At 63.1% G+C, this 21981-nt stretch carries 20 protein-coding genes, 1 tRNA gene and 3 pseudogenes; 18 read left to right on the top strand and 6 right to left on the bottom strand.

What is annotated here, in order from left to right; genetic code table 11:
• The first annotated feature begins 19 nt into the window (after positions 1-19).
• From ACZY0X_RS12105 to ACZY0X_RS12070, 8 genes and pseudogenes are all read left to right on the top strand, one after another.
• Positions 20-541, top strand: a complete 522-nt coding sequence (locus ACZY0X_RS12105) for an excalibur calcium-binding domain-containing protein (protein ID WP_463770714.1) — start codon at positions 20-22, stop codon at positions 539-541.
• A gap of 305 nt (positions 542-846) precedes the next feature.
• A pseudogene (locus ACZY0X_RS12100) lies at positions 847-2210 on the top strand (flavin monoamine oxidase family protein).
• Between the two features lie 463 nt (positions 2211-2673).
• On the top strand, positions 2674-3135 hold the full coding sequence (locus ACZY0X_RS12095) for a hypothetical protein (RefSeq protein WP_463770712.1): 462 nt from the start codon (positions 2674-2676) through the stop codon (positions 3133-3135).
• Between the two features lie 52 nt (positions 3136-3187).
• Positions 3188-3856, top strand: coding sequence for a glycoside hydrolase (locus ACZY0X_RS12090; RefSeq protein ID WP_463770711.1), 669 nt, complete (start codon positions 3188-3190; stop codon positions 3854-3856).
• 144 nt (positions 3857-4000) lie between these two features.
• The gene (locus tag ACZY0X_RS12085) at positions 4001-4567 is read left to right on the top strand and encodes a TetR/AcrR family transcriptional regulator (protein WP_463770709.1); all 567 of its coding nucleotides are present in this window, start codon (positions 4001-4003) and stop codon (positions 4565-4567) included.
• A gap of 48 nt (positions 4568-4615) precedes the next feature.
• A complete protein-coding gene (locus ACZY0X_RS12080; protein ID WP_463770708.1) occupies positions 4616-5584 on the top strand; it encodes a quinone oxidoreductase family protein in 969 nt (322 codons plus the stop codon).
• Positions 5585-5614: 30 nt separating this feature from the next.
• Positions 5615-6040, top strand: a complete 426-nt coding sequence (locus ACZY0X_RS12075; protein ID WP_463770706.1) for a nitroreductase family deazaflavin-dependent oxidoreductase — start codon at positions 5615-5617, stop codon at positions 6038-6040.
• A 186-nt stretch (positions 6041-6226) separates the two neighbouring features.
• Positions 6227-6523, top strand: a complete 297-nt coding sequence (locus ACZY0X_RS12070) for a hypothetical protein (RefSeq protein ID WP_463770705.1) — start codon at positions 6227-6229, stop codon at positions 6521-6523.
• 118 nt (positions 6524-6641) lie between these two features.
• Here the strand turns inward: ACZY0X_RS12070 and ACZY0X_RS12065 are convergent, their stop codons facing one another.
• From ACZY0X_RS12065 to ACZY0X_RS12055, 3 genes are all read right to left on the bottom strand, one after another.
• Positions 6642-7193 carry a hypothetical protein gene (locus ACZY0X_RS12065; RefSeq protein ID WP_463770704.1) on the bottom strand — a complete coding sequence of 184 codons (552 nt, stop codon included), beginning with the start codon at positions 7191-7193 and terminating at the stop codon, positions 6642-6644.
• Positions 7190-8878: an exonuclease domain-containing protein gene (locus tag ACZY0X_RS12060; RefSeq protein WP_463770702.1), complete on the bottom strand. Its 1689-nt coding sequence runs from the start codon at positions 8876-8878 to the stop codon at positions 7190-7192. Before ACZY0X_RS12060 ends, ACZY0X_RS12065 begins: the two co-directional genes overlap by 4 nt.
• A 109-nt stretch (positions 8879-8987) precedes the next feature.
• The gene (locus ACZY0X_RS12055; RefSeq protein WP_463770700.1) at positions 8988-9161 is read right to left on the bottom strand and encodes a hypothetical protein; all 174 of its coding nucleotides are present in this window, start codon (positions 9159-9161) and stop codon (positions 8988-8990) included.
• Positions 9162-9269: 108 nt separating this feature from the next.
• Between ACZY0X_RS12055 and frdA the strand changes: the two genes are divergently transcribed.
• The 5 genes and pseudogenes from frdA (at position 9270) to ACZY0X_RS12030 (ending at position 14537) form a co-directional block, all read left to right on the top strand.
• Positions 9270-11009, top strand: a complete 1740-nt coding sequence (frdA, locus tag ACZY0X_RS12050) for a fumarate reductase (quinol) flavoprotein subunit (RefSeq protein ID WP_463770698.1) — start codon at positions 9270-9272, stop codon at positions 11007-11009.
• A 28-nt stretch (positions 11010-11037) separates the two neighbouring features.
• A pseudogene (sdhB, locus tag ACZY0X_RS12045) lies at positions 11038-11782 on the top strand (succinate dehydrogenase iron-sulfur subunit).
• Positions 11779-12168: pseudogene (locus ACZY0X_RS12040) on the top strand (succinate dehydrogenase/fumarate reductase transmembrane subunit); the annotation flags it as partial. The pseudogenes sdhB and ACZY0X_RS12040, both read left to right, overlap by 4 nt.
• Entirely contained in the window at positions 12145-12288 is a 144-nt protein-coding gene (locus ACZY0X_RS12035) for a heme-binding protein (protein WP_463771553.1), read from the top strand. The pseudogene ACZY0X_RS12040 and the gene ACZY0X_RS12035, both read left to right, overlap by 24 nt.
• Before the next feature lie 1322 nt (positions 12289-13610).
• Positions 13611-14537 carry a hypothetical protein gene (locus tag ACZY0X_RS12030; protein ID WP_463770696.1) on the top strand — a complete coding sequence of 309 codons (927 nt, stop codon included), beginning with the start codon at positions 13611-13613 and terminating at the stop codon, positions 14535-14537.
• A gap of 232 nt (positions 14538-14769) precedes the next feature.
• Here the strand turns inward: ACZY0X_RS12030 and ACZY0X_RS12025 are convergent, their stop codons facing one another.
• The gene (locus ACZY0X_RS12025; RefSeq protein ID WP_463770695.1) at positions 14770-14958 is read right to left on the bottom strand and encodes a hypothetical protein; all 189 of its coding nucleotides are present in this window, start codon (positions 14956-14958) and stop codon (positions 14770-14772) included.
• Between the two features lie 503 nt (positions 14959-15461).
• Between ACZY0X_RS12025 and ACZY0X_RS12020 the strand changes: the two genes are divergently transcribed.
• The 4 genes from ACZY0X_RS12020 (at position 15462) to ACZY0X_RS12005 (ending at position 18408) form a co-directional block, all read left to right on the top strand.
• A complete protein-coding gene (locus tag ACZY0X_RS12020; RefSeq protein WP_463770693.1) occupies positions 15462-15947 on the top strand; it encodes a hypothetical protein in 486 nt (161 codons plus the stop codon).
• Between the two features lie 149 nt (positions 15948-16096).
• Positions 16097-16615, top strand: a complete 519-nt coding sequence (locus tag ACZY0X_RS12015; protein ID WP_463770692.1) for a hypothetical protein — start codon at positions 16097-16099, stop codon at positions 16613-16615.
• A 153-nt stretch (positions 16616-16768) separates the two neighbouring features.
• A complete protein-coding gene (locus ACZY0X_RS12010; protein ID WP_463770690.1) occupies positions 16769-17920 on the top strand; it encodes an ImmA/IrrE family metallo-endopeptidase in 1152 nt (383 codons plus the stop codon).
• Positions 17920-18408: a DUF4411 family protein gene (locus ACZY0X_RS12005; RefSeq protein WP_463770688.1), complete on the top strand. Its 489-nt coding sequence runs from the start codon at positions 17920-17922 to the stop codon at positions 18406-18408. Before ACZY0X_RS12010 ends, ACZY0X_RS12005 begins: the two co-directional genes overlap by 1 nt.
• A gap of 292 nt (positions 18409-18700) precedes the next feature.
• Here ACZY0X_RS12005 and ACZY0X_RS12000 read toward each other — a convergent pair whose 3' ends face one another.
• Positions 18701-19615, bottom strand: a complete 915-nt coding sequence (locus tag ACZY0X_RS12000; RefSeq protein ID WP_463770687.1) for a GIY-YIG nuclease family protein — start codon at positions 19613-19615, stop codon at positions 18701-18703.
• A gap of 356 nt (positions 19616-19971) precedes the next feature.
• On the opposite strand from ACZY0X_RS12000, the gene ACZY0X_RS11995 reads away from it, so the two are divergent.
• Positions 19972-21156, top strand: a complete 1185-nt coding sequence (locus tag ACZY0X_RS11995) for an RES domain-containing protein (protein WP_463770685.1) — start codon at positions 19972-19974, stop codon at positions 21154-21156.
• A 703-nt stretch (positions 21157-21859) separates the two neighbouring features.
• Here the strand turns inward: ACZY0X_RS11995 and ACZY0X_RS11990 are convergent.
• A tRNA-Pro gene (locus ACZY0X_RS11990) sits at positions 21860-21933 on the bottom strand.
• Between the last annotated feature and the right edge of the window lie 48 nt (positions 21934-21981).

Here is a 21981-nt window from a genome sequence, read left to right as displayed (position 1 = left end):
AATTGTCTGGGGGGACGCCATGACCAAGCAACCATCACCCACGCCTGGCTGGTACCCAGACCCGAGCGGCAGCGCAGGGCAGATGTATTGGAACGGTCGCGAATGGGGATCACCACCACCCAAACCGCCGACCGACAAACGTCGGCTCCTCATCGCCGGCGGCGTCGCTGGCGCAGTGCTGCTGGCAATCGCTCTCGGCAACATGGGTTCCGGCAGCGATAGCGCGACGCCGACGGCAGCGACCGTGACGAAGACGATGACGGTGACGGAGACAGTTCCGCCGGCGATTTCGACAGTTACGGTCACAGAGGCGGCGCCTCCCGTTCCCTTCTTCGAACCACCGGCCTCAGAGTCCCAACCACTGCCTCCTGCACCGGAAGCACTGCCATCCATCGTTCCGCTGGTGCCTCAGGTCCCATCGAGCGCCTATTACGGAAGTTGCGCGGCAGCGCGTGCCGCCGGCGCGGCACCCCTCTATGTCGGCGAACCCGGTTATCGCTCAGGTCTGGACAGGGACGGCGACGGCGTCGCCTGCGAGTGATGAAGTTGCGCCACCGCGTACTTCACTCAGACCCGTTCGTTCAGATTGCGCTGAGGGTCGTGATTCCGCTCGGATCACGACCCTCAGCGCAATCTCAGTCGGGCGATGCCATCCGAGGTCGAGCAGCCATGCCCCGCTGACTGCTTGCCGACGCAATGGCGCGGCGCCAGCGTTATTGACATCCACAAACATTCCGAGTACGCGTATTAGCTGGACATGCATGGCGCCCACCTTGATTCGAGGGCGCGAGCAATATTGTGCCCGGCCGGGGGCGGCCTCGCGCAGACAATCAATGGGGTTAGCTCATGGCCGACGTCGACTTTTTCGTAGTGGGAGCTGGATTCGCCGGATTGACTGCGGCACTGCGCCTGAAACAGGCGGGCGATTCAGTGGCGTTGCTGGAGGCCCGCGATCGCGTCGGTGGCCGCACGTTCACCGAGGTCCGCGACGACGGGGCATGGATCGATCGGGGCGGCGCCTGGATCGGCCCGGGACAGAACGCCATCTACGGGCTCATGAACGAGTCCGGTGTGCCGAGCTTCAAGCAGTACACCGACGGCGAGGCCATGATGTTCGTCGACGGCAAGAAGTACCGATACAAGGGCACCATTCCCCTGTCGATGAGCCCGTGGGCAGTCGCCAATATCGGCACGGTCTTTCTCGAACTGACCCAGATGTGCAAGTCGATTCCCGTGGACGCCCCGTGGGAGGCACCGAAGGCACACAAGTGGGATCGACTGAGCTGGGCGGCGTGGCTGGACCGGCACACCCTGTCCAGGGCCGCCCACGAACTGCTGGAATCCTCCATCTCCGGGCTGTACACCTCGGCGGCCTCAGAGGTTTCGCTGCTCTTCGTGTTGTACCAAATGGCCTCCTCCGGCGGGCCGAGCTTCGTGCTGGGTGTCAAGGATGCCGCCGAGGATGCCCGGCCAGTCGGCGGCATGGGTGCCATCTACCGGGCGGTCGCGGCCGAACTCGGCGATGCGATCCACCTGTCGACACCGGTCCGCCGTGTCGCCCAGGACGCCGATGGGGTCACGGTGCACGCCGACGACATGGTGGTGCGCGCGCGTCGCGTCATCGTGGCGGTGCCGATCTCGATCGCCAGCCACATCCTCTACGACCCGATGCTGCCGGTGGATCGAGCCTTTCTGCACCAGCGGATGCCCACGGGCGCGGTGTTCAAGATCGCTCTGGTCTACGACACGCCGTTCTGGCGTGCCGATGGCCTGTCGGGCCAGTCCTTCGCACCGGGGTCACCAGCGAACCTCACGATCGACTCCTGCACCGACACCGGAACCCCCGGAATGCTGACCGTCATCACCGAGGGGCCCGTCGCGCGCCAGATCGGACAGCTCACCGAGGTCGAGCGCAAGAAGGTGGTGCTCGAGGCCGTCGCCCAGCGGTTCGGCGATAGAGCCCTGACACCTATTGACTACGTGGAGCAGAACTGGGCGATCGAGCGCTACTCGGGCGGCGGCATGATCGCCCACACCCACCGGGCGTGCTCACCGAGTTCGGGGCCGCCCTGCGCGAACCCTGCGGCCGCATCCACTGGGCCGGGACCGAGAGCTCGGCTGTCATGTACGGATTCATCGACGGCGCCGTCCGCTCCGGCGAGCGCGCCGCCACCGAGGTGATGGCGCGCGAAGCGATGACGGTGGCCTGATCCAGGACGACCAAGGCCGCCCGCTTCGGCGCAACGCACTGCGAAGACAATTGGTCAAGAGTGTCAACATGCGGCGTTGCTCACACTGGCGAGCCAGTGTGATGTGTTCTCTCCCACCCGCATACGCACCCAAAAAGCCAGGCGCCGCTTTCGCGCATTCGGAAAAAGTTGTATCACAGCGTATTTCACAACCTCGCTGTCGCACCTAGCGCGAAATGACCGCAGGGCGCCATATTTTCACACCACACCAGATATGTAGCGACGATTTGCCTTTCCCGGTAGACCCGCCGGTAGGGTCCCCGCCGTGAGAAGGCACAGGTTAACCAACGCCCGGCGCCGTTGTCAGGTAGCCGTGGCAGCGGTAATCGTCCCGGCCGCCACATTGCTCGCCACAGGCGCCGACACCGCTACGAGCACGGTCACTGCGAGCACCGAGGAAGCGACTCCCAGTTCCGTGGAGCTCGTGACACCTCCCCCGCCGATCCAGGCAACCCCACCCGCGGCCCGTCTGGTGGTCCGGCACGTGTTGCCCCCCGGTGTCGCGCCCGAGAAGGGCCTCCAGGTCGAGACCATCCTGGCGGCCCGCGCTGTCAGCGGGATGTTCCCCGAGATCCTCAACATCGGCGGGGTACGGCAGGACTCCATGCGATGGCATCCGAACGGTCTGGCGATCGACGTGATGATTCCGAACTATCGCTCGGCCGAGGGCATTGCCCTCGGTGACCGCATCGTCGCGTTCGTCCTCGAGAATGCGGAGCGATTCGGCCTGAACCACGCGCTCTGGCGGCAGACCTCCTATGGCCCCGGACGCGCGCCGCGTCAGATGAGCAGCCGCGGCTCGGACACCCAGAACCACTTCGACCACGTGCACATCGCCACCAACGGTGGCGGGTACCCGACCGGCACCGAAACGTACTTGCGCTGAGACTGTGCGGCTTTTGTCCGCACTCGCCTGACGTGGAAGTAAAGTGCTGTTCGTGGGCAGCAAACTGTTAGCCAATGGACGGGGCCGCGCATTCGCGCTCGCGGCCTCTGTCGTGCTGGCCGCAGCCATGGTCTACGCCCAGAACACATCGGCGCCCTGTTGCGATGAGACTGCGGCAGTTGCGCCGACAGGCGCGGGATCGGCACCGGCCGGAGCCCCCGACGTCGCCAGCCCCGCGAAGGCAGAGTTGATGGCGGCAAGCACGCCGTCGGCAGCCTGGGACTTCCAGTTCGCGTTGCCTGCCGGCATCACGCCGGAGCAGGGCCTGCAGGTCAAGACCATCTGGGTGGCCCGCGCCATCAGTGTGCTGTTTCCCGAGATCACCACCATCGGCGGTGCCCGGCAGGATCCCTTGAAGTGGCACCCCAACGGGTTGGCGATCGATGTCATGATCCCGAACTACCACTCCGAGGCTGGCATCGAGCTCGGCAACCAGATCGCCGGGTTGGCGCTGGCCAATGCCGAGCGCTGGGGCGTGCTCCATGTGATCTGGCGGCAGGGCTTCTACCCGGGCATTGGCGCGCCGAGTTGGACCGAGAACTACGGCAATGAGACGGCCAACCACTTCGACCACGTGCACATCGCCACCAATGGCGGCGGGTACCCGATCGGCAAAGAGACCTACTTCATCGGGTCGATGAACCCTGCGCCGTCGAACTGACCCTCGGTCGGCTGTCGCGATCTGACCCTGCCACCATCCGATCCAGTCGGTTATCAGGTGTTCCTCGACGTTTCGTTCCTTCCATGGAAATGACGCTTCGCCAATTTACTTGAACGAGCATTCCAGCATCGCTATGGTTGACGCATGGCCAGAACCCGTCAGTTCGATGCCGACACCGCGCTAGACGCCGCGATTGGCGTCTTTCGCGAGCATGGCTTCGAGGGCAGCTCAGCCCAGATGCTCGTGGCAGCGATGGGGATCGGGCGACAGAGCCTCTACGCGACCTTTGGCGACAAGTGGCAGCTCTACTGCTCGGCGGTTCGGCGGTACGGGATGGGTGAGTGTGCTGCCCACCTCGATGCCCTACGAAGTGGGCCGCGCGCCATCGACGGTATCGAGGCGATGCTGCGTCGGGTGGTCGAAGCAGCTGATCAGCCATGCCTTGGCGTCGGCTCGATCTGCGAGTTCGGCGCAACGCGGCCCGACCTCGCAGAGATCAACGAGGCACTGGCGGATGGCTTGCACACCGCCGTCGCGGGGCGGATTCGTGACGCACAGCGTGAGGGTGACATTGCCGTCGACATCGATCCCGACGTCGCCGTCGGGTTCCTCGTCTCCAACATCTCCGGCATCCGTGTCGCTGGCCGTGGCGGCGCCGATCCCACCGCCCTGACCGAGATGGCCGCCATGACGTTGCGAGCGATCCGATAGTCCCGGCCTTCTCTCATTATTGAATAACCATTCCCGATAGGAGTAGCAATGAAGGCAGTGACGATGAACGCCGCCGGTGGCCGGGAAGTGCTGGAGTTTGTCGAGCGTCCCGATCCCACGCCGGGTCCTGGCGAGGCACTGGTGGAGATCGCCTACGCGGGCGTGAACTTCATGGACATCGGTGTGCGACAGGGCATGGCATGGAACGAGATTCCTGACCCGAAGATCCTCGGAGTCGAGGGGGCCGGGCGCGTACTGGCCTTGGGCGAGGGCGTCGAGGACATCTCAATCGGCCAGCGCGTCGCCTGGGTGTACGCGCCGGGAAGCTATGCGGAGCGGATCGCGATACCAGCCACGTCGCTGGTGCCGATCCCCGACGCGATCGATGACCGTGTCGCCGCTTCGGTGATGATGCAGGGCCTCACCGCAAGCCACTTCGCGACCGACTTCTACCCGGTCCAGCCCGGCGACACCGCGTTCGTTCACGCAGCCGCCGGGGGCCTGGGACTGTTGCTGACCCAGATCATCAAGCTGCGCGGGGGCCACGTCATCGGCCGGGTGTCCTCGGAGGCCAAGGTCCCCGCGGCCAAGGAGGCCGGAGCCGACCACGTGATCGTCGACAGCGAGGGCAGGTTCGCCGCGGATGCACTGCGGCTCAACGGAGGCGAAGGCGTGCACGTCGTCTATGACGGCTCGGGACCCGCGACGTTCCAGGGGTCACTCGACGTGCTCCGCCGATCGGGCACGTTCTGCTGGTACGGCCCGGTGCTCGGCGGACCCGGTCCGATCGACATCATGAGCCTGCCGAAGAGCATCAAGATCGGCTACGCGGTGTTCCAAGACCACATCGCCAGCCCTGCCCTGCTTCGAGCCCACACGGCACGGCTCTTCGACTGGATCGCCGAGGGCAAGCTCAAGGTCCAGATCTTCGGCGAGTATCCCCTGGCCGATGCGGCACAGGCCCATGAGCATATGGAGAACCGCAAGTCGGTGGGCAAGCTGTTACTGGTGCCGTAGGCGCTTGCACAGAATCGAGAGGACCACATCATGGACAAACTTGCGTTCGACCGGATGAACGAGACGGTGATCGGCGAGTTCCGTTCCACGGGAGGCACAGCCGGCGGCGTGTTCTCAGGTAAGCCGCTGATCCTGCTTCACCACATCGGTGCGAAGTCCGGAGCGCAGCGAATATCACCGCTGGTGCCGTTACTCGATGACGGCCGCGTGTTCGTCTTCGCCAGCAAGGGAGGCTCGGACAAGAACCCGGACTGGTACGGCAACCTCGTGGCTCACCCGAATGTCACAGTCGAACTGGGCACCGAGACATTCTCGGCGACGGCGCGGACGCTGGACGGCGCCGAACGTGACGACGTCTACGCCAAGCAGGTTGCCGTGGAACCACAATTCGGCGATTACCAGCGCAAGACTTCGCGCACGATCCCCGTGGTGGAGTTGGTCAGAACTCGCGAGTGAGCGTCATGACTCATCCGCGCCGGCTCGGATACTCAACGAGTTGAATGGCCGGCCGAACCTCACAGCCCGCTGAGGATGTGACGCCAACGACCACCGCCCTGACAAGCCCCTGCGCGGTGGTCCAGATCTACCTTGCCTCCGAAAAATGTCTGGTAGCGCAGCATTGTCCCTGAATACACTCGCCGCATGGGCCTCCAATACGACGACGACATCACTCTTGCCAGAGAGCTTGAGCGCTTCGTCCAGGTCGATGACAACACGCGGCGGAGCTGGCTCGACGACTCACAGTTCAACAACGTTCCCGAAATGTGCATCGAGAACTTGCTCGAGCTGGCCGCCGCACAGGGGGTTTCGCTGCCCGCTGACGTATGGGACGCAGTCCACGAAATCTCGGAAGTCGCCGCAAGCGACGGCGACTATCAGAAGCAGGTCGGGCCGCGAATCCGTGTGCGTCTCAAGCGCGTCCAACGTCAGACTGGCTAGACATCCGATCGACGAAACGCAGAAGCAGACGGTGCCGTAAAACGCCGGCTTGAACGTCGTTACTGTCCGCGTTGCGAGCCTGGCATTTGCCACAGATCGAATTGCAAACGACTATGGCTCAGTTCACTAGCACTACAGGGAACGGCCGCTGGTTCGTTTCATCGCCGCGCAAGTACCCCCGAATGAGGCGTTGCTGCTCGAGCGATTCCCACGCCAACGCAACCGATTCGAGCCATCGAGCGATTCCGAGTGCAGCGGCGACCTCGGTCGGCGCCCTAGTATCGCGCGGAGGGTTCACAAGGTCGATTCGCCCCGGCAACCGAGGCCAGGTTGGTGGGATCAGCTTCGACTTCGACTTCGCAGCCACCGCTTCGAATTGCTCTTGGAGACGCACGATTTCCGAGTCGACCTCGGCGAGAGTCTGCCCAAGATCGATCACGCCGCGATGCCCGCGCACATCAACGCTGCCGCAAACCTCGGCCCCCGAAGGGGTTGCGACTAGATACCGCATCTGGGTCAGGGTCTTCAGCTTCTCGAAGTCATCCGGTTGGAGCACCCACGCGCCGCACATTCTGGTCAATCCAGTTTCCGCACTGACGTCGACCTGCCACACGACGGCGTTGTGTTCGGCTGCATCGACGACCGCCACCGATTGATACTCCATGGTCATACCGTGCGTTCCTTCGCTACGCAATCGGGACACGTCGTAGGCCTTCGGCCTCGGATCTTCGGCCGCTCCCAGTCAGTCCCGCACTCAACGCAGACCAACACCACCACCGTCAACGGCCCTGTGGTCGATGCCTCAACACGTGGCGGCGATTGAACTCGCTCAGATACGCGTTGCAGCAGGACGTCTCGTGAGCAGTCGACGCATATCGCTCCGACGGACTGCCGCGGCGCCATCCATGAGCCCCCACATTCGACGCACACCAGTGCGACACCGGTGGACGCAACGCGCGCCGACCGTACTGCGCCGCCGGTTTCAAGAGCCTGGAGGAACTCAGAGAAGGTACAGATGGCGATCCCGAGTTGCCGGGCCCTGCGGGCCTTCGTCGATCGGGACTCGCCGTCGGCGGAAATGACGAGGTCGGGGCCCTTCTTAGTGACGGACTTGGCCACCACTAGCCCATGCCGTTGTGCCAATAGTTCTTGGGTTGCGCGATCTACGCACTCACCATCGATCGTGCCCTGCCCGGTAAAGCAAACCGTCACACCTGGGGTGAGGTCCAGGTGGTCAACGACAGCGCGGAACGGATCGATCCGGCTCATCACGGACTCGACATCGACCTCGAGGAGCGCCGCGGCCCGGCAAAGGTGGTCGAACTCCTCATCGGTGACGACTTGGTCCTCAAGCGCGGCGTCGAGGAGACCATTCATGAATTCGCGGTGGGCGCGAGCGACCGCACGCTCGTCCAGGCCGAGGTCTGCGGCAAGTTCGCCCAATGCGACGCGCTCGTCCGCACTCAACTTAAGGTCAGCCATGGCGACATCAAGCAGCTGCACGTACGGAGCAATGTCAACGCTGGTGTGCACGCCGCGTGCAAGCGCTGCTAGGTACGGCGCGGGCGGAAGGACTTCGATGTCGCCCTCCCGAGCATGCACTCGTAGGGGCGTGACATACAGCGGACGGGCGATCGCGGCGGAATAGGTTTCGGAGTAGTCGCCACGAGTCGCAAACAAGAGCTTTGCCGTCGCACGGGCGTCGGCAATGGCTCGGTGCGCGTCGTCGAGAACGATGCCGCGCTCAGTACACGCTTGGCCCAACTTGCAACCAGTAGCTCGCAGCGTGTCGAGTGATGATCCCCAGTCGATGTCGATCCCGGCACTCAGCAGTTCATTGCCGATCATGCGCATGTCGAATCGGACGTTATGCCCAACGATCACCGCATCATTCAGCCGCGAAGCAACATGATGAGCGACGTCCGCGAAGGTCGGCGCTCTCTGAACCGTGCTGGCCTCGATACCGTGGATCCACGTAGGCCCGACATCCCTGAGCGGTTGGACGAGCGTCTCGAATTCGTCGTGGACTCGTCCGTCGCAGTCCATCGTGAGGATGGCGATCTCGACGATCCGGTCGCTGTTGTAAACGCCGGTCGTCTCGACGTCGATCACCGCTATACGTCCATCACGCCCGATCAGGTGCTCGATCCCCGTTGTGGCCGGGCCCGCCGAGGCGACAGCCACAACGCCAGCTTGGCCAGTCGTTGCGCTCTGAACCGTCCATTGCCGCCCGTCCCACCAACGCAAATCCGCTTGGTTCCATGGATCCTCGTACCAGCCAGCAACCAACCCCATCGATTCCCCTCCCCTTGCCCCGTTATGGGGTTTGCCAAAGATACCGGGCAGGGCTGACATGAGCGTCAATTTTCAGCGACCGCGCTGAATGCGTTCCTGTTGGGGCTACCGAACTCAGCGGCGGTCTCCCGCAAAAGCCTTCTGCAGGCATACTTTGATGTGATCTAGATCACTCGACTGACATCGGAGGACGCGGGCCGATGGATACGACCATGACGCACTTCGCGAAGCAGAAGGCGCCTGCGGGCGCACGGTAGATGGTGATCACCACGTCGAGGGTGATGACGACGGCTTCAAATACGACGACCTCAAGTACGCCTGCGGCTGCCGCGAGATCCGGCATGTGTACCACGACGGAACTACTCGCTTTCGGACCACACGACATGACGGCAAAGTCCTGAAGGACGAGCGCACCGGCGAACACGAGACGTTCGAGGCGTGAGCGACCGCGATGACGGCGTCACACAACATAGTGGTGATCGGCGGGGGCGGTGCGGGTCTGCGCGCCGCGATCGCGATCGCTGAAACGAACCCACTCCTGAGCGTGGCGATCGTCTCCAAGGTGTACCCGATGCGCAGCCACACCGTGTCGGCTGAGGGCGGCGCTGCCGGCGTGGCGGGCGAGGACGACAGCTTCGACGATCACGCCTACGACACCGTGTCCGGAGGTGACTGGCTGTGCGACCAAGATGCGGTCGAGGCCTTCGTGGCCGAGGCGCCTCGCGAGTTGTTGCAGTTGGAGCATTGGGGCTGTCCGTGGAGCCGTAAGCCGGACGGCCACATTGCCGTTCGCGCATTCGGCGGTATGAAGAAGCTGCGCACGTGGTTCGCCGCGGACAAGACCGGATTTCACCTGCTGCACACGCTGTTTCAGCGCGTCCTCGCTTACCCGGACATCGTGCGTTACGACGAGTGGTTCGCGACTTCTTTACTCGTCGACGATGGCAGGGCATGCGGTGTTGTCGCCATCGAGCTGGCGACCGGGCGCATCGAGACCATCCTCGCCGACGCTGTGATCGTGTGCACGGGCGGATGTGGGCGCGTGTTTCCGTTCACCACCAACGCCAGCATCAAGACCGGCGACGGAATGGCCTTGGCGTTCCGGGCGGGCGCGCCGCTGAAGGACATGGAGTTTGTCCAGTACCACCCCACTGGACTGCCGTTCACCGGAATCTTGATCACCGAGGCGACGCGCGCGAAGGGTGGCTGGTTGCTGAACAAGGACGGATACCGCTACCTGCAGGATTACGACCTCGGCGAACCCACTCCCGAGCCGAAGCTGCACAGTATGGAGCTGGGGCCCCGGGACCGGCTGTCCCAGGCATTCGTGCACGAGCAGGAGAAGGGAAGGACGGTCGACACCCCGTACGGACCCGTCGTCTACCTCGACCTACGGCACCTGGGCGCCGACCTGATCAACACAAGGTTGCCGTTCGTGCGTGAGCTGTGCCGCGATTACCAGCACATCGACCCGGTGACCGAACTGGTCCCCGTGCGACCCGTGGTGCATTACATGATGGGTGGCGTTCACACGGATATCGATGGCGCCACAACGCTTCCCGGACTCTATGCCGCAGGCGAGACAGCATGCGTCAGCATCAATGGCGCCAACCGGTTGGGCTCGAACTCGCTGCCAGAGTTGTTGGTGTTCGGAGCCCGAGCCGGCCGCGCCGCCGCGGAGTACGCAACGACCGCCCGCAGTGCCTCATCTTCAGTGCAGGCGCAGGCACGCACTGAGACGCTGCGGCTGGAGCGTGCGCTCAGTCGCCATGTCGATGGGGACGACCGAATCGCCGACATCCGGGCGGATATGCAGGCCACGTTGGAGACGGCCGCCGGGATCTACCGTGATGGACCCACATTGACGAAGGCGGTCGAGCAGATCCGAGTGCTGCAGGAGCGCTTCGCGAGAGTCGGGATCGAGGATCACAGCCACACGTTCAACACGGAGCTGACGGGGCTGCTCGAGTTGTCGGGGATGCTCGACATCGCGCAGACCATCGTCGAATCCGCCTTGCGCCGAGAGGAATCCCGCGGTGCGCACCAACGCACCGACATCCCCAAGCGCAACGACGAGCGCTTCCTGGCACACACCTTGATTCATCGAGAATCCGACGGAGCCGTGCGCGTCGACTACCTTCCGGTGACGATCACGCGCTGGCCTCCGGGCGAGCGTGTCTACGGGAGGTAGGGGCGAGCGAGCGACGGGAGGTGTAGTGATGGCGCAGCGAATCGTCATGGAGGTCTCCAGGTATCGGCCGGAGATCGAGTCCGAGCCGGTCGTGCAGGCCTACGACGTGCCCGTCACCCGCGAGTGGGCGATCCTGGACGGTCTGAACTACATCAAGGATCAGCTCGACGGGACGCTGACCTTCCGGTGGGTCGTGCCGGATGGGCATCTGCGGCAGCTATGGCATGGCGATCAACGGCGACCCGAAACTGGCGTGCGCGACCTTCCTCGTGGACTACCTACCCGGACCCGTGCGAGTCGAGCCGATGCGAAACTTCCCGGTGCTCCGCGATCTCGTGGTCGACATCAGCGACTTCATCGCCAAGCTGCCGACCGTCAAGCCGTGGATCATCCGCGAAGACGAGCTGTCCGTCGAGGACGGCGAATACCTGCAGACCCCAGCCGAACTCGACGAGTACAAGAAGTTCAACATGTGCATCAACTGCATGCTGTGCTACTCGACATGCCCGGTGTACGCCCTCGACCCCGACTTCCTCGGTCCGGCGGCGATCGCACTGGGCCAGCGTTGCAACCTGGACTCACGCGATCAGGGCGCGGCGGACCGGCGGGACGTGCTCGCGGCGGCCCACGGCGCGTGGGCGTGCACCCTGGTGGGCGAATGCTCGACGGCCTGCCCGAAGGGAGTCGATCCGGCCGGCGCCATACAGCGCTACAAGCTCACCGCGGCAACACAATCGGTGAAGGAGTTGCTGTTCCCGAGGAGCGCGCGATGACCACGCCGGCGCGCGCGTATCGTCAGCCGATCGCCAGGTTCTGGTGGGCGAAGCGGCGGTCCTACCTGCTGTTCATGCTTCGCGAGATCAGTTGTGTCTTCGTGGCCTGGACAGTTGTGTATCTGCTGCTGCTGGTGCATGCGGTTGGCGCCGGCCGGGATTCCTACCTTCGGTTCCTGGACTGGAGTGCCAATCCGCTTGTGGTCTCGCTCAACGTCATCGCACTGATCTTCCTTCTGCTGCACGCGGTTACCTGGTTCGGTTCGGCGCCGCGTGCGATGGTGCCCCACATTCGGGGACGCCTTGTACCCGCTCGCGCGGTTCTTGCGGGGCACTACGCGGCATGGGTGGTCGTCTCCGCGGTGCTGGCGTGGGTGGTCCTGTCAGACGTGAACAACTTCTTCACCGGCCTCAAGGGCAAGACCCGCGACGAGATGCGCACGGAGATCGAAGCGTTCGGGCAGGCAAACCCACAGGTACGCGACGAGCTACAGGCTGTCAGGTAGCCCGCCGCCGACTTCCGGGATCGCTGCAACGCGAACATCCCCGACGGGCCTATCGGATAGAGGTCGAGCAGCGCTAATTCCGGCCACTCGATGCGACCTTGCTCCACCAAATCCGCGACAGCCGTGTTGATGCCTCGACACCGCCAGAAAGAATCTGTGCACAGCCCTCCGGCCGGGGTGCGGCTCCCGCCGGATGACGCGGTGGAGGTCGGGCGAACCGCTTCTGGAGGCTGTGTGCGTCTCGCGTATGCCTAACCGGAAGTAAGGACACTCCACACACCTTCGGGCGGCTCACAATGCTGCTACCGCACGTGTGAGCCCCGCTGGTCCTCGCACGTCGGCCAGGAGGCTGGCGGGGTTCCGTCGCCCGGGAGGAAGTACTCGAATCGGTTCGTGGCGTCGCTGCCGGGGCCCATGTGGCCCGGGTTGGTATCAAGGCCGTCGATGCCTCCGACGCCGTTATCGCTTCCAGGACTCGCATTGCCATCCATACCACCACCCGGATACAGAAAAGGCGGCTCCGAATTTCTCCGAAACCGCCTCTGCACTGCTGAAACTCTGGCCGGGCTGACAGGAACCGCCGGCGCGACCGCCTCGTACCTCGGCGGGCGCCTCGGCTCCCGGCATCTTGTCCCCCGTCATGAAAAAAACTCGCTCGGCTTCGCCGGCGAGTTTCTTTCATTGTCGGGCTGACAGGATTTGAACCTGCGACCACTTGACCCCCAGGGAGCTAAACGCTGTCCTGGAGTGTCTCACCATGTCTCATCTGTGCAGTTCAGAGGCCATTTGGCGTCTCAGGTGTCTCGCCGCGTCTGGGTTGTTTGAATACGTCTTGGGACACTCTTGGGACACTGTGCAGGTTTCGCCAGACTGCGGCCAGGTCCGTGAGCGACTGATGTGGACGCCGGGCGTACTAAGAGGGTGTTTTCGCCGCACTCTCGGGTGAAGCGGTTTGCTGGGTTGGATTGCGCCGCGGTTCAAAGCCCTGGTGCACCAAAGGTCGGAGTAGCCCTCAGTCTCTCGTTTGTCCTTCCATCTGGGTCGGTGCGCCCTGGACGTCCGCAATACGCTGGCGACCTACTGGGTTTACGGGTTCGAAAAGACTCTTGAACGCGCCCGACGGTTGCTTTCAACCAGCGTCCGAACGACCATCGCTAGGCGCGTCACGAGAACACACACAACGCAACCTCTTTTGCTTATCGTCGTCGCGCCACCATTCGTTTGAGAGTGTCGACCGTCAACGAGCCGCATATTTTTCATGCACACGGATAAGCAAGAGAAGCGGCGTGGACATCCTCGCGTAGGACCATCAGAATGCTCGAATGGCATCCGACCCGGGCCGCCGTCGTCGTGCGCCCACGCAGCCCGGTCCGGCTGAGCAAGCGTGGCGAACGGCTGCATGGAATCGCGAATGCAATGACATAGATCGGATCCGATCTGACTTAGCACACCATTTCAGTAATTTATCGATTCCGCAAATCAACTATTTTATCGCCACAATTGTAATCGAAAATAATCTTGGATCGGAATGGTACAGCCGTCATGTCGACAGCGGACCTCGGAAAAGCGAGACCGCCAAATTCCTGCGCCGTGGCCCGGAAACTAGAATAGAGCGCCGCGACCACTACCTCCGCGTACTCGAACTTGGACGGCGCTTATTCGAGTTGAGCCAGGAGGACTTTATCGATCTACTTATCGCAAACCTTCAACGCCAAGATCTTGCCGGGGCCCTATTTGAGGCGGACGTTGTACGCATGCTGATTTCGTTGCCTGTGGTCATCGAACTGCGTCCTACCATTGGAGTTAAAGGCGATGACTACGATATCGACCTCTGGCTCCGTCACGATGAACCGTTCGCGATCGAAGTCAAGACTCGGTCAGAAATGGCCACCTACTCAGACAATGCTCTGAAACGAACCCTCGAGAAGGCAAGGAACCAACTGCCAAGCTCAGGCAAGGGGGCCGTATTTGTTAAGGTTCCCGACCTCTGGCTTACAGATCAACTATTTGCGGATGGTCACGCCGAAGTCATTTTGAACTACCTACGAACAACGGGGCGAGTGCAGTTTGTCGTCTTGGTCTGGGATGAATGGACGGGAGTAGACGATGAGGAGCCTCTTCGTTGGAAGTCCAGAAGGAGAGTTTTTCGATCCGCAAAGATCTCAGCCGAGGCCAAGTTCCTGATTGACAGTTACGAGAAGGTGTGGGGCACGGGAATTGACATCTTAGCCCCTAATGCTCCCTTCTAGCCTCTGCAAGAGCGAGCCAGCACCTATGCCTGTGCCGCGAAGGCAGAAATTCTGGAAGTACAGACCGGCTACAAACGGCAAGCTTTACACCACTATCAGGCCGTGGTCGAGGGTCCCGAAGGTGCGCCAGCGCGCTACACCAGCTATCCGGATCGCTTGTGCGCTGCAGTTAACGGGCGCGGAATCTGGTGGTCTACCGGACTCCTACGGATTGCTTTTTCGTCTGTTTCCATCACATGTACTGCGCGTACCGAGCAGCGACAGGAGCGGTGAGATCCACAAATCGAAGTACCCGCTTTACCTGCTCGGCCGTGCGGAGCGTGACCGGGAGCCTGCCACCCAGCCGCGTCTGATTCCAGTTCATCTTCGACAGCGCGAGAATCTCCTCGGCCAGAGCCTTCATCGATTTCGTCGGCGACATCGCTCTGATCCCGATGGGGCCGGCACGTACCTGCCGGGTTGAACAAGGGGTGAACAAATCTGAAGCCTCCTCCGATGCATCACAGCTGTTCACATGTGAGGCCTTCCAGGGGTGAACAAACTCAGTCTGAAGAGGTCACAGAACTTGAAGCTGTCCAGAACGTCCGACATATTGGACAAGCTCTACATATCTGGCCGACCTGGGAGATTTGTTCATCCCGACGCCTTCAGGGGCCGGATTCGCCCCTGACCAGCGGTGACGCCGGGTAGAGGCTCCAGATCTTGGTTACTTTTCCTCGTCCTTGCTCATCCTGCGTGAAGGTGGCGACAGAACTGATCGCACCCGCCTGGTCATCTTGGTGGCCGACGCCAGGGGGCATCGCCAACGTCACCCGAAAGGACGAACTCGGCCGTTCCTAGCCGCGAACGACACGAGTTTGTCGGTACCCGCCACTAGATTCAGGCAAGCCCCGCGCTGCGCGGGACAGGAACAGGAGGTTGCCGATGGATCCCGTAACCCTGATCGTCGCGGCGCTCGCTCTTGGCGCATCCGACGGCGTACGTGACACCGCGAAGACGGTGATCGGCGACGCCTACTCCGCGGTGAAGAACTTGGTCACGAAGCGGTACGTCTCGGTCAGCGCCGACGTGGAGGGACTGGAGCAGGAGCCGGAGGAAGAACTCCGTCGCGCATTGCTTGAGAAGAAGCTCACTCAGGCTGGAGCTGGCGACGACGTGGAGCTGTACGGCCTCGCGCAGGCTCTCCTGTCGGCCGTCGAGGAGCAAGCCCCCGAATTGCCGGCCACCATCGGCGTGGTGATCCGCCGCGCATCTGTCGGTGGTGACATCGAGGTATCCAACGTCGCCGTCGACGGCGGAAGTGGAGTGCTCGCCGAGGACGTCGCTACCGACGGTTCGCTGCGGATCGACGGAGTCGCCGCGCGCGCCCCTCAGGAGCCGCCCCACCCTCCCCGGGCGCGGGAGCGGTAGACGGCTCGTCTGCTTCCGCGCACAACTTCACCTCTACCCAGCGCAACGTCATCGCCGGCCGGGACAACATCACCAACTACTCGATCGGCGCGACGGAGACCGGGAACAGCGGTGGCCGCATCCGTGCCGTCACAGCCGCGGTGAAACCGGTGCCGATTGGTCAGGGACTGTGGACCGTGACGGTGACCAACGCCAGTTCCGGTCCCATCACCGACCTAGAGGTCGACGTGTACGGCGTCGACGCCAAAGGGAACCGGTTGGAGGACGCGTGTCACCCTGCGAAACGCAAGATCTCGGTGCAGGAGCTCTTCCGGGAGATTCTGTCGGGCGGGATGAGCGGGACCCTCGGTGCAATCGGATCCCGCGCCCAGTCGATGTACCCGCCCGGGATGATGGGCGTGCCCTCGAACCTTGGTTCCTATGGCGGAATGTTCGCCGACCACATCATGACGGCGCCCGGTCTTTCCTCGTTTCTCCGAGACGCTCAGCAGCAGATGGTCGACACGTACCCCCAGGTGATCCCGCGGGACCAGTCTGCTGACGTGCTCTACAGCGCGCCGGGGGCGGTCGAGGTGCGGGTCGACCTCATTTTCGCCGACGACATCGGCAACCTCTGGCGTCGGCGGCACGGTGAGCAGCCTGAGCCCGTGATGGTAGAAGAGAATTAGCATCCGTCCCCTCCTGCCGGTGTAGTTCGAGTTGGCACATCGGAAGCGCCCGGGACCAGCCTCACAGCGGGGAATCCGCTGGGTCACTCCGCCGACTCGGGCGAGGTCGGGCACACTGTCGACTGAAACGTCACTACACAGGAGCGAGGATTCGTGGTCGTCCGGGTCGACGTCTCTCCGAGCCTTCTGAAGTGGGCGGTTGAGCGCGCAGGGTGGGATGAGGAGACCACCCAGAAGCGCGCACCGAAACTCAACGGCTGGATCAGCGGCGATCAGAAGCCGACGCTTAAGCAGCTGGAGCAGTTCGCACACGCGACGCACACTCCGTTTGGCCTCCTGTTCCTCCAGGAGCCGCCTCATGAGGCAGTACCCATCCCGGATATGCGCACCATCGGCAACGTCGCGGTGCCGCGCCCGTCCGCGGACTTGCTCGACACGATCTACACCTGCCAGGCGCGCCAGGAGTGGTACCGCGAGTACGAGCGCGAGCAGGGCAGTGAACCACTGCCGTACGTCGGCTCCGCGACTGTCAGGACGCCAGATGTGGAGGCCGCGCGTGCGATCAGTCGCGAGCTTGGATTCGACGTCGTAAGCCGAGCCAGATTCGCCAACTACGAGGACGCGCTCCGCCAACTCATCGACATGATCGAGGGCATCGGCGTTCTCGTCATGGTGAGTGGCATCGTCGGGGGTGACACCCACCGGGCCCTGGATCCTGAGGAGTTCCGAGGCTTCGCGCTCTCCGATCCGCTAGCCCCGCTGATTTTCGTCAATGGTGCCGATACCAAGGCTGCTCAGATATTCACGCTGATCCACGAGCTCGCTCATGTGTGGCTTGGCGGCAGCGCACTGTCCGACGCCGCGATGGTCACCCGAGACGGTGTTGAGGACGAGCTGTGGTGCAACCGGGTCGCGGCCGAAGTGCTCGTTCCCTTGGCGAGCCTACGAAGCGACTTCCACGGCGAAGTCACCCAGCAAGAGGTCACGCGTCTCGCCCGTCGTTATAAGGTCAGCACCCTAGTGATCCTGAAGCGGTTCTTCGACGCGAAGTTGCTGACCTGGGACCGCTACCGCAACGAGTACGAAGCTGAACGCGAGCGGGTGATCGAGCACGCCGGCCGTAACCGCAGCAGCGGTGGCAACTACTACAACACGCAGCCTCTGCGCCTGAGCCGGCACTTCGCCCGCGCAGTCATCGCGAGCACTTTCAAGGGCGACACCAGCTACCGTGACGCCTTCCAACTCCTCGGGACTCGTAAGCACGAGACCTTCGCCCGGCTCGCCGACGAGATCGGGGTGGCGTGATGTACCTCGTCGACGCGAACATCCTGATCGAGGCTAAGAACCGCTACTACGGATTCGACATCGCACCCGGCTTCTGGACCTGGTTGGAGCAGGCTCACAACAACGGGCTGGTATGCAGCATCGAGGCTGTGCGTACAGAGCTCCTCGCCGGTAGCGACGAATTGTCCACCTGGGCGCAGAACAACGGCTCCTTCTTCCTTCCTATCGATGGCGCCGCTGCGGCTCAGTTCGCACCGCTGACCGCGTGGGCCAACTCCCAGAACTTCCTCCCTGCGGCCCTCGCTGCGTTCGCCGGCAACACCGCCGACTACCAGCTCGTCGCGTTCGCCGCCGCGCACGGCCGCACGATGGTCACCCACGAACTCTCCAACCCCGCGCGGCGTAACAGGGTGATGATCCCCGACGCATGCACGGCGCTCGGTGTCAGCTCAATCGGCACGTTCGAGATGATGAGGCGTACAGGCGCCACCCTCGAACTCAAGACCTGATGCGCTAACCCTCCTCCGCCAGCCCCTCCACATCGCACGCGCTCCACTCGCTCGGGGACGGTGCTGACCGAGATTTCGAACTCCGCGGCGAGCTGCTCGACGGGGATGCCGTCGCGGACGGCGCGGCCGATCTCAGCGCGTACTTGCGGGTTAGCGATGGCGTACTCGAACTTCGAGCAGTGATGAGTCATGCCCGTGATCATGTGGCTGACACCGGCAAGACGACGTGTGGGGCGCGTTCATGCAGGCTGCGACGCCGGGTACCTGGCCGGTCCGCCCACTGTGGCTGCTGTTAGTTCCGGTTGAGGCCGTGTTCACGGGTCATCAGTGCATTCTTGTAGTGCGACTCGGCCTCGTCGACTTCCGATGGCGATGTGCTGGGTCCGAACACCCGGAGGATGCTGAACACGAAGTGCCGGGCATGGTCGGTTTTGCCGCCGCCGGCCCCGATGCTGATCTTGGCGAGGTCCCGGAGTGCGCGGTTGCCGCCGTGGCCGTCCTGGGCGTAGGACCGCCAGCGTTGCAGAATCCGTTCTGCACCATCGGCCTTTCCGACGTACTGCTTGCCGTTCGATGCGTCGGTGATCAGGTAGATGCCCTGCACCTGCGATAGAGCTACCTGCCATGCCTCGTAGCGGCGGTCCGACACCATCTCGCGGAGTTCGTGGAAGGTGAGCAGCACGTTGTCGAATCCGGGGAACGGCACCTTGTCGCGGTCGGCGATCTCAAGAATAGGCATGTGCGCGGCGTTAGTCGCCCGCCGGTGCCAGGTACGCGGAGTGTCCCACTCGATGACGAGCCGGTTCACAAGCGGTTTCAGGATGTCGCTTCGCCGCAGATCGAAGTAGCGGACTTCTGCTGTGCGCTCGGCGACGATCTCGCCACGATTCTCGAACGCTCCCCAGAGCAGCGACCGTTTCTTGCCGTCAGCGACCAGCACCACCCAGTAGCGCTCAGGGTCGGCGGGGAACTGCCGGGGTGAGGCGCCCTGAAACCGTGTGTACTCGCGGACTTTCTCCTCAGTCAGATCCTCGGGCCCTCGCAACCCGAGGGCTTCACCGGTGTTGAAGCTGTGCCGGATTACGCGGATATCGTCGAGCCCAATGGGCGGATCGTGCTCGGCGCCGATTGCGGCGAGCACGTGACCGAGCGTCAGGATGGCACCTGCGCCGGGGGAATCAACCTCTGTGCGATCGGGCTTGTCCACGCGGGTGAGACTACGGCCGCAGGCACAGTGCATGCCGATAAACCGGGTGGAACCGATCTCGGCTCCGCTGCGTCCAATTCAGATCGCCACCGACGATCTAGACGACCCGCCCGTCTTACCGCCGGCAGTGGAGTCGTACCTCGAACAGGAGCTGGTGTGGGGCGACTGCTACGCGCTACGGCAGATTCCCTGGCAATGAAGTTACCGGAGGAGTTGCGGGGGCAAACGCACCGATTCCGACCGACGTGTAACACCCCCTACCGATGGGTGGAGACAAGATCGCTGTGGTAACACTCGAATCGAACAGCACGTAAGCGTGACGTCGGCGCCAGCAGTGACGCTAGGGATGGGGAACCATGGGATTCGCGAAGAACGCCATGATGGCGGCCGATGAGGACGGCTACTGGCCGTCGGGCAAGTCGGTATGTCCAGCACACCTCAATGACTCGTACCTGCGGGCACTTGTAGAGCGCAACCTCGACGAGGAAACCTGTTCGTACTGCGGCGCGTCTCGCGAATGGTCCGAAGAACCTGTAGCTGCGTCACTCGACGTTGTGCTGTCGGCATTCATCAGCGCAGCCTCCCGGTTCTACGAACGAGCCGACGGTCCGATCGAGTTCGACGGTGAAACGATGGTCAAGTCCCGCGATGCAGACGACGTCCTCGATGACTTGATGCCACCAGGCGACGTCTATGTCGATGAGATCCGCGGCGACATGGCGGGAGCGATGCGCGACACCCTCTGGCTGCCGGCGAACTGGGCCCGACTCGCTCCAGATGAGGTTCTCTTGTACAGCTGGGATGCCTTCCAGGCGGTCGTCAAGCACCAATCCCGCTTCTTCTTCTCGGACTTCGTCAACCCAGTGGACGATGAGCGACTCTCGCCTAGGGCGCTCTTCGCGCGCATCGCGGAAAGCGCGGCACGTGACGAGGGCATGTTCTATGCACCAAGCCCCACGCTCTACCGAGCTCGCGCCTTCGCCGAGGAGCCCGACGTCGCCGATTACGGATGCGCTGCGCAGCTAGGTGCGCCGCCCAGCACGCACGCGGCTGCGAATCGGATGAGCCCTGCGGGGATCAGCATGTTCTACGGCGCGACCGACCCCGCCACAGCGATCGCGGAGGTGACGGCGCACAGCCCCCACAAACACGTACTGGTTGGCGAATTCGCTGGGCTGCGCGAACTACGTCTGTTGAACCTCACTCGTATTCCTGATGTACCGAGCCCATTCGACCCCGCGCTCGTGGACCGCTTCTTCACGACGCGGTTCCTGCAACGCTTCGTCGCAGATCTCATCAAGCCAGTCGAGCTGGATGGTCGAGAGCACATTGAATACGTCCCAACGCAGGTGTTCACGGAGTACATTCGACAGTCGTTCCCAGCACGCCTGGACGGGATGATCTTCCCGAGTGCGCAGGGGCCGGGTTCCAACGCCGTTCTGTTCTACGACAACGAGTTCGTGAAGGACGAAGGGGAGGCGAACGACCACACCCGGTTGGTCCTGGTGTCAGGCTCGGTCGAGAAGCACACCATCGCCTGAGAAACTGCGTACCCGCCAACAAACGTGGCACACCTACTGCGTGCCTCAATCAATGCGCTATTGAATGACCTAGATCTTGACCTCAAGCTCGCTGTGCTCGTCGCCCGCCTTGGCCACAACGGAATCATGAGTTTAATTGACCGGCGAATCTCCGACGCTGCGCGCGCCGCTACCCGCGGCAAGCCCGAGCCGGGGCCATACCTCGACCTGATGACGTTAAGCGCCACACCAACGTCGAACTATCGGACCATGAGCAGCTCTGGCAAAACTCAAGGAACGGCAGCAGGAAGAAGCGCACGCCGCGGGTAACGCGTGGTCCGACGACCGTCTGATCGCTGTCCGGGCCGACGGCATCCCCATCCGCCATGAGTGGTACTCGGATGAGTTCCAGCGACTGCGTGCCCGGGCCGGCCTGCGTCGTCTCCACCTGAAGGGACTCCGCAACACGAGCGTCAGTCTGATGTTGGCCGGCGGTTTGCCGGTCCACGTCGTCGCCGCATGGCACGGGCACGATCCCGCCGTGTCCCTGTCTATTTACTCCGACGCTCAGCGCGAGGATCTGCGCGCCGCCGGCGCCGCCCTCTTCGGCTGACTCTCGGCCCACTGAGATCCGCTTGGGACACTGTTGGGACACTGGCCAAATCTTACGACGGCCAGAAACGACAAAACCCGCTCCGACCGAGGTCAGAGCGGGTTTTCATTGTCGGGCTGACAGGATTTGAACCTGCGACCACTTGACCCCCAGTCAAGTGCGCTACCAAGCTGCGCCACAGCCCGCGGCGCTGCCGGGATCGCCGGCAGCAAGGCAAAATGCTACCGCAGCCA

It is taken from the genome of Mycobacterium sp. IDUB_39 (genome assembly GCF_055419205.1).
Note: the sequence above shows the minus strand (reverse complement) of the source record. Positions and strands in the feature narration are given on the sequence as shown.

Coding starts and splice junctions, on each gene's coding strand:
- ACZY0X_RS12030 (WP_463770696.1), top strand. CDS start 13,611: ATGGCATCCGACCCGGGCCGCCGTCGTCGTGCGCCCACGCAGCCCGGT.
- ACZY0X_RS12070 (WP_463770705.1), top strand. CDS start 6,227: ATGGGCCTCCAATACGACGACGACATCACTCTTGCCAGAGAGCTTGAG.
- ACZY0X_RS12055 (WP_463770700.1), bottom strand. CDS start 9,161: ATGCCGGATCTCGCGGCAGCCGCAGGCGTACTTGAGGTCGTCGTATTT.
- ACZY0X_RS12020 (WP_463770693.1), top strand. CDS start 15,462: ATGGATCCCGTAACCCTGATCGTCGCGGCGCTCGCTCTTGGCGCATCC.
- ACZY0X_RS12025 (WP_463770695.1), bottom strand. CDS start 14,958: ATGTCGCCGACGAAATCGATGAAGGCTCTGGCCGAGGAGATTCTCGCG.
- ACZY0X_RS12065 (WP_463770704.1), bottom strand. CDS start 7,193: ATGACCATGGAGTATCAATCGGTGGCGGTCGTCGATGCAGCCGAACAC.
- ACZY0X_RS11995 (WP_463770685.1), top strand. CDS start 19,972: ATGGGATTCGCGAAGAACGCCATGATGGCGGCCGATGAGGACGGCTAC.
- ACZY0X_RS12075 (WP_463770706.1), top strand. CDS start 5,615: ATGGACAAACTTGCGTTCGACCGGATGAACGAGACGGTGATCGGCGAG.
- ACZY0X_RS12085 (WP_463770709.1), top strand. CDS start 4,001: ATGGCCAGAACCCGTCAGTTCGATGCCGACACCGCGCTAGACGCCGCG.
- ACZY0X_RS12060 (WP_463770702.1), bottom strand. CDS start 8,878: ATGTCAGCCCTGCCCGGTATCTTTGGCAAACCCCATAACGGGGCAAGG.
- ACZY0X_RS12005 (WP_463770688.1), top strand. CDS start 17,920: ATGTACCTCGTCGACGCGAACATCCTGATCGAGGCTAAGAACCGCTAC.
- ACZY0X_RS12105 (WP_463770714.1), top strand. CDS start 20: ATGACCAAGCAACCATCACCCACGCCTGGCTGGTACCCAGACCCGAGC.
- ACZY0X_RS12080 (WP_463770708.1), top strand. CDS start 4,616: ATGAAGGCAGTGACGATGAACGCCGCCGGTGGCCGGGAAGTGCTGGAG.
- frdA (WP_463770698.1), top strand. CDS start 9,270: ATGACGGCGTCACACAACATAGTGGTGATCGGCGGGGGCGGTGCGGGT.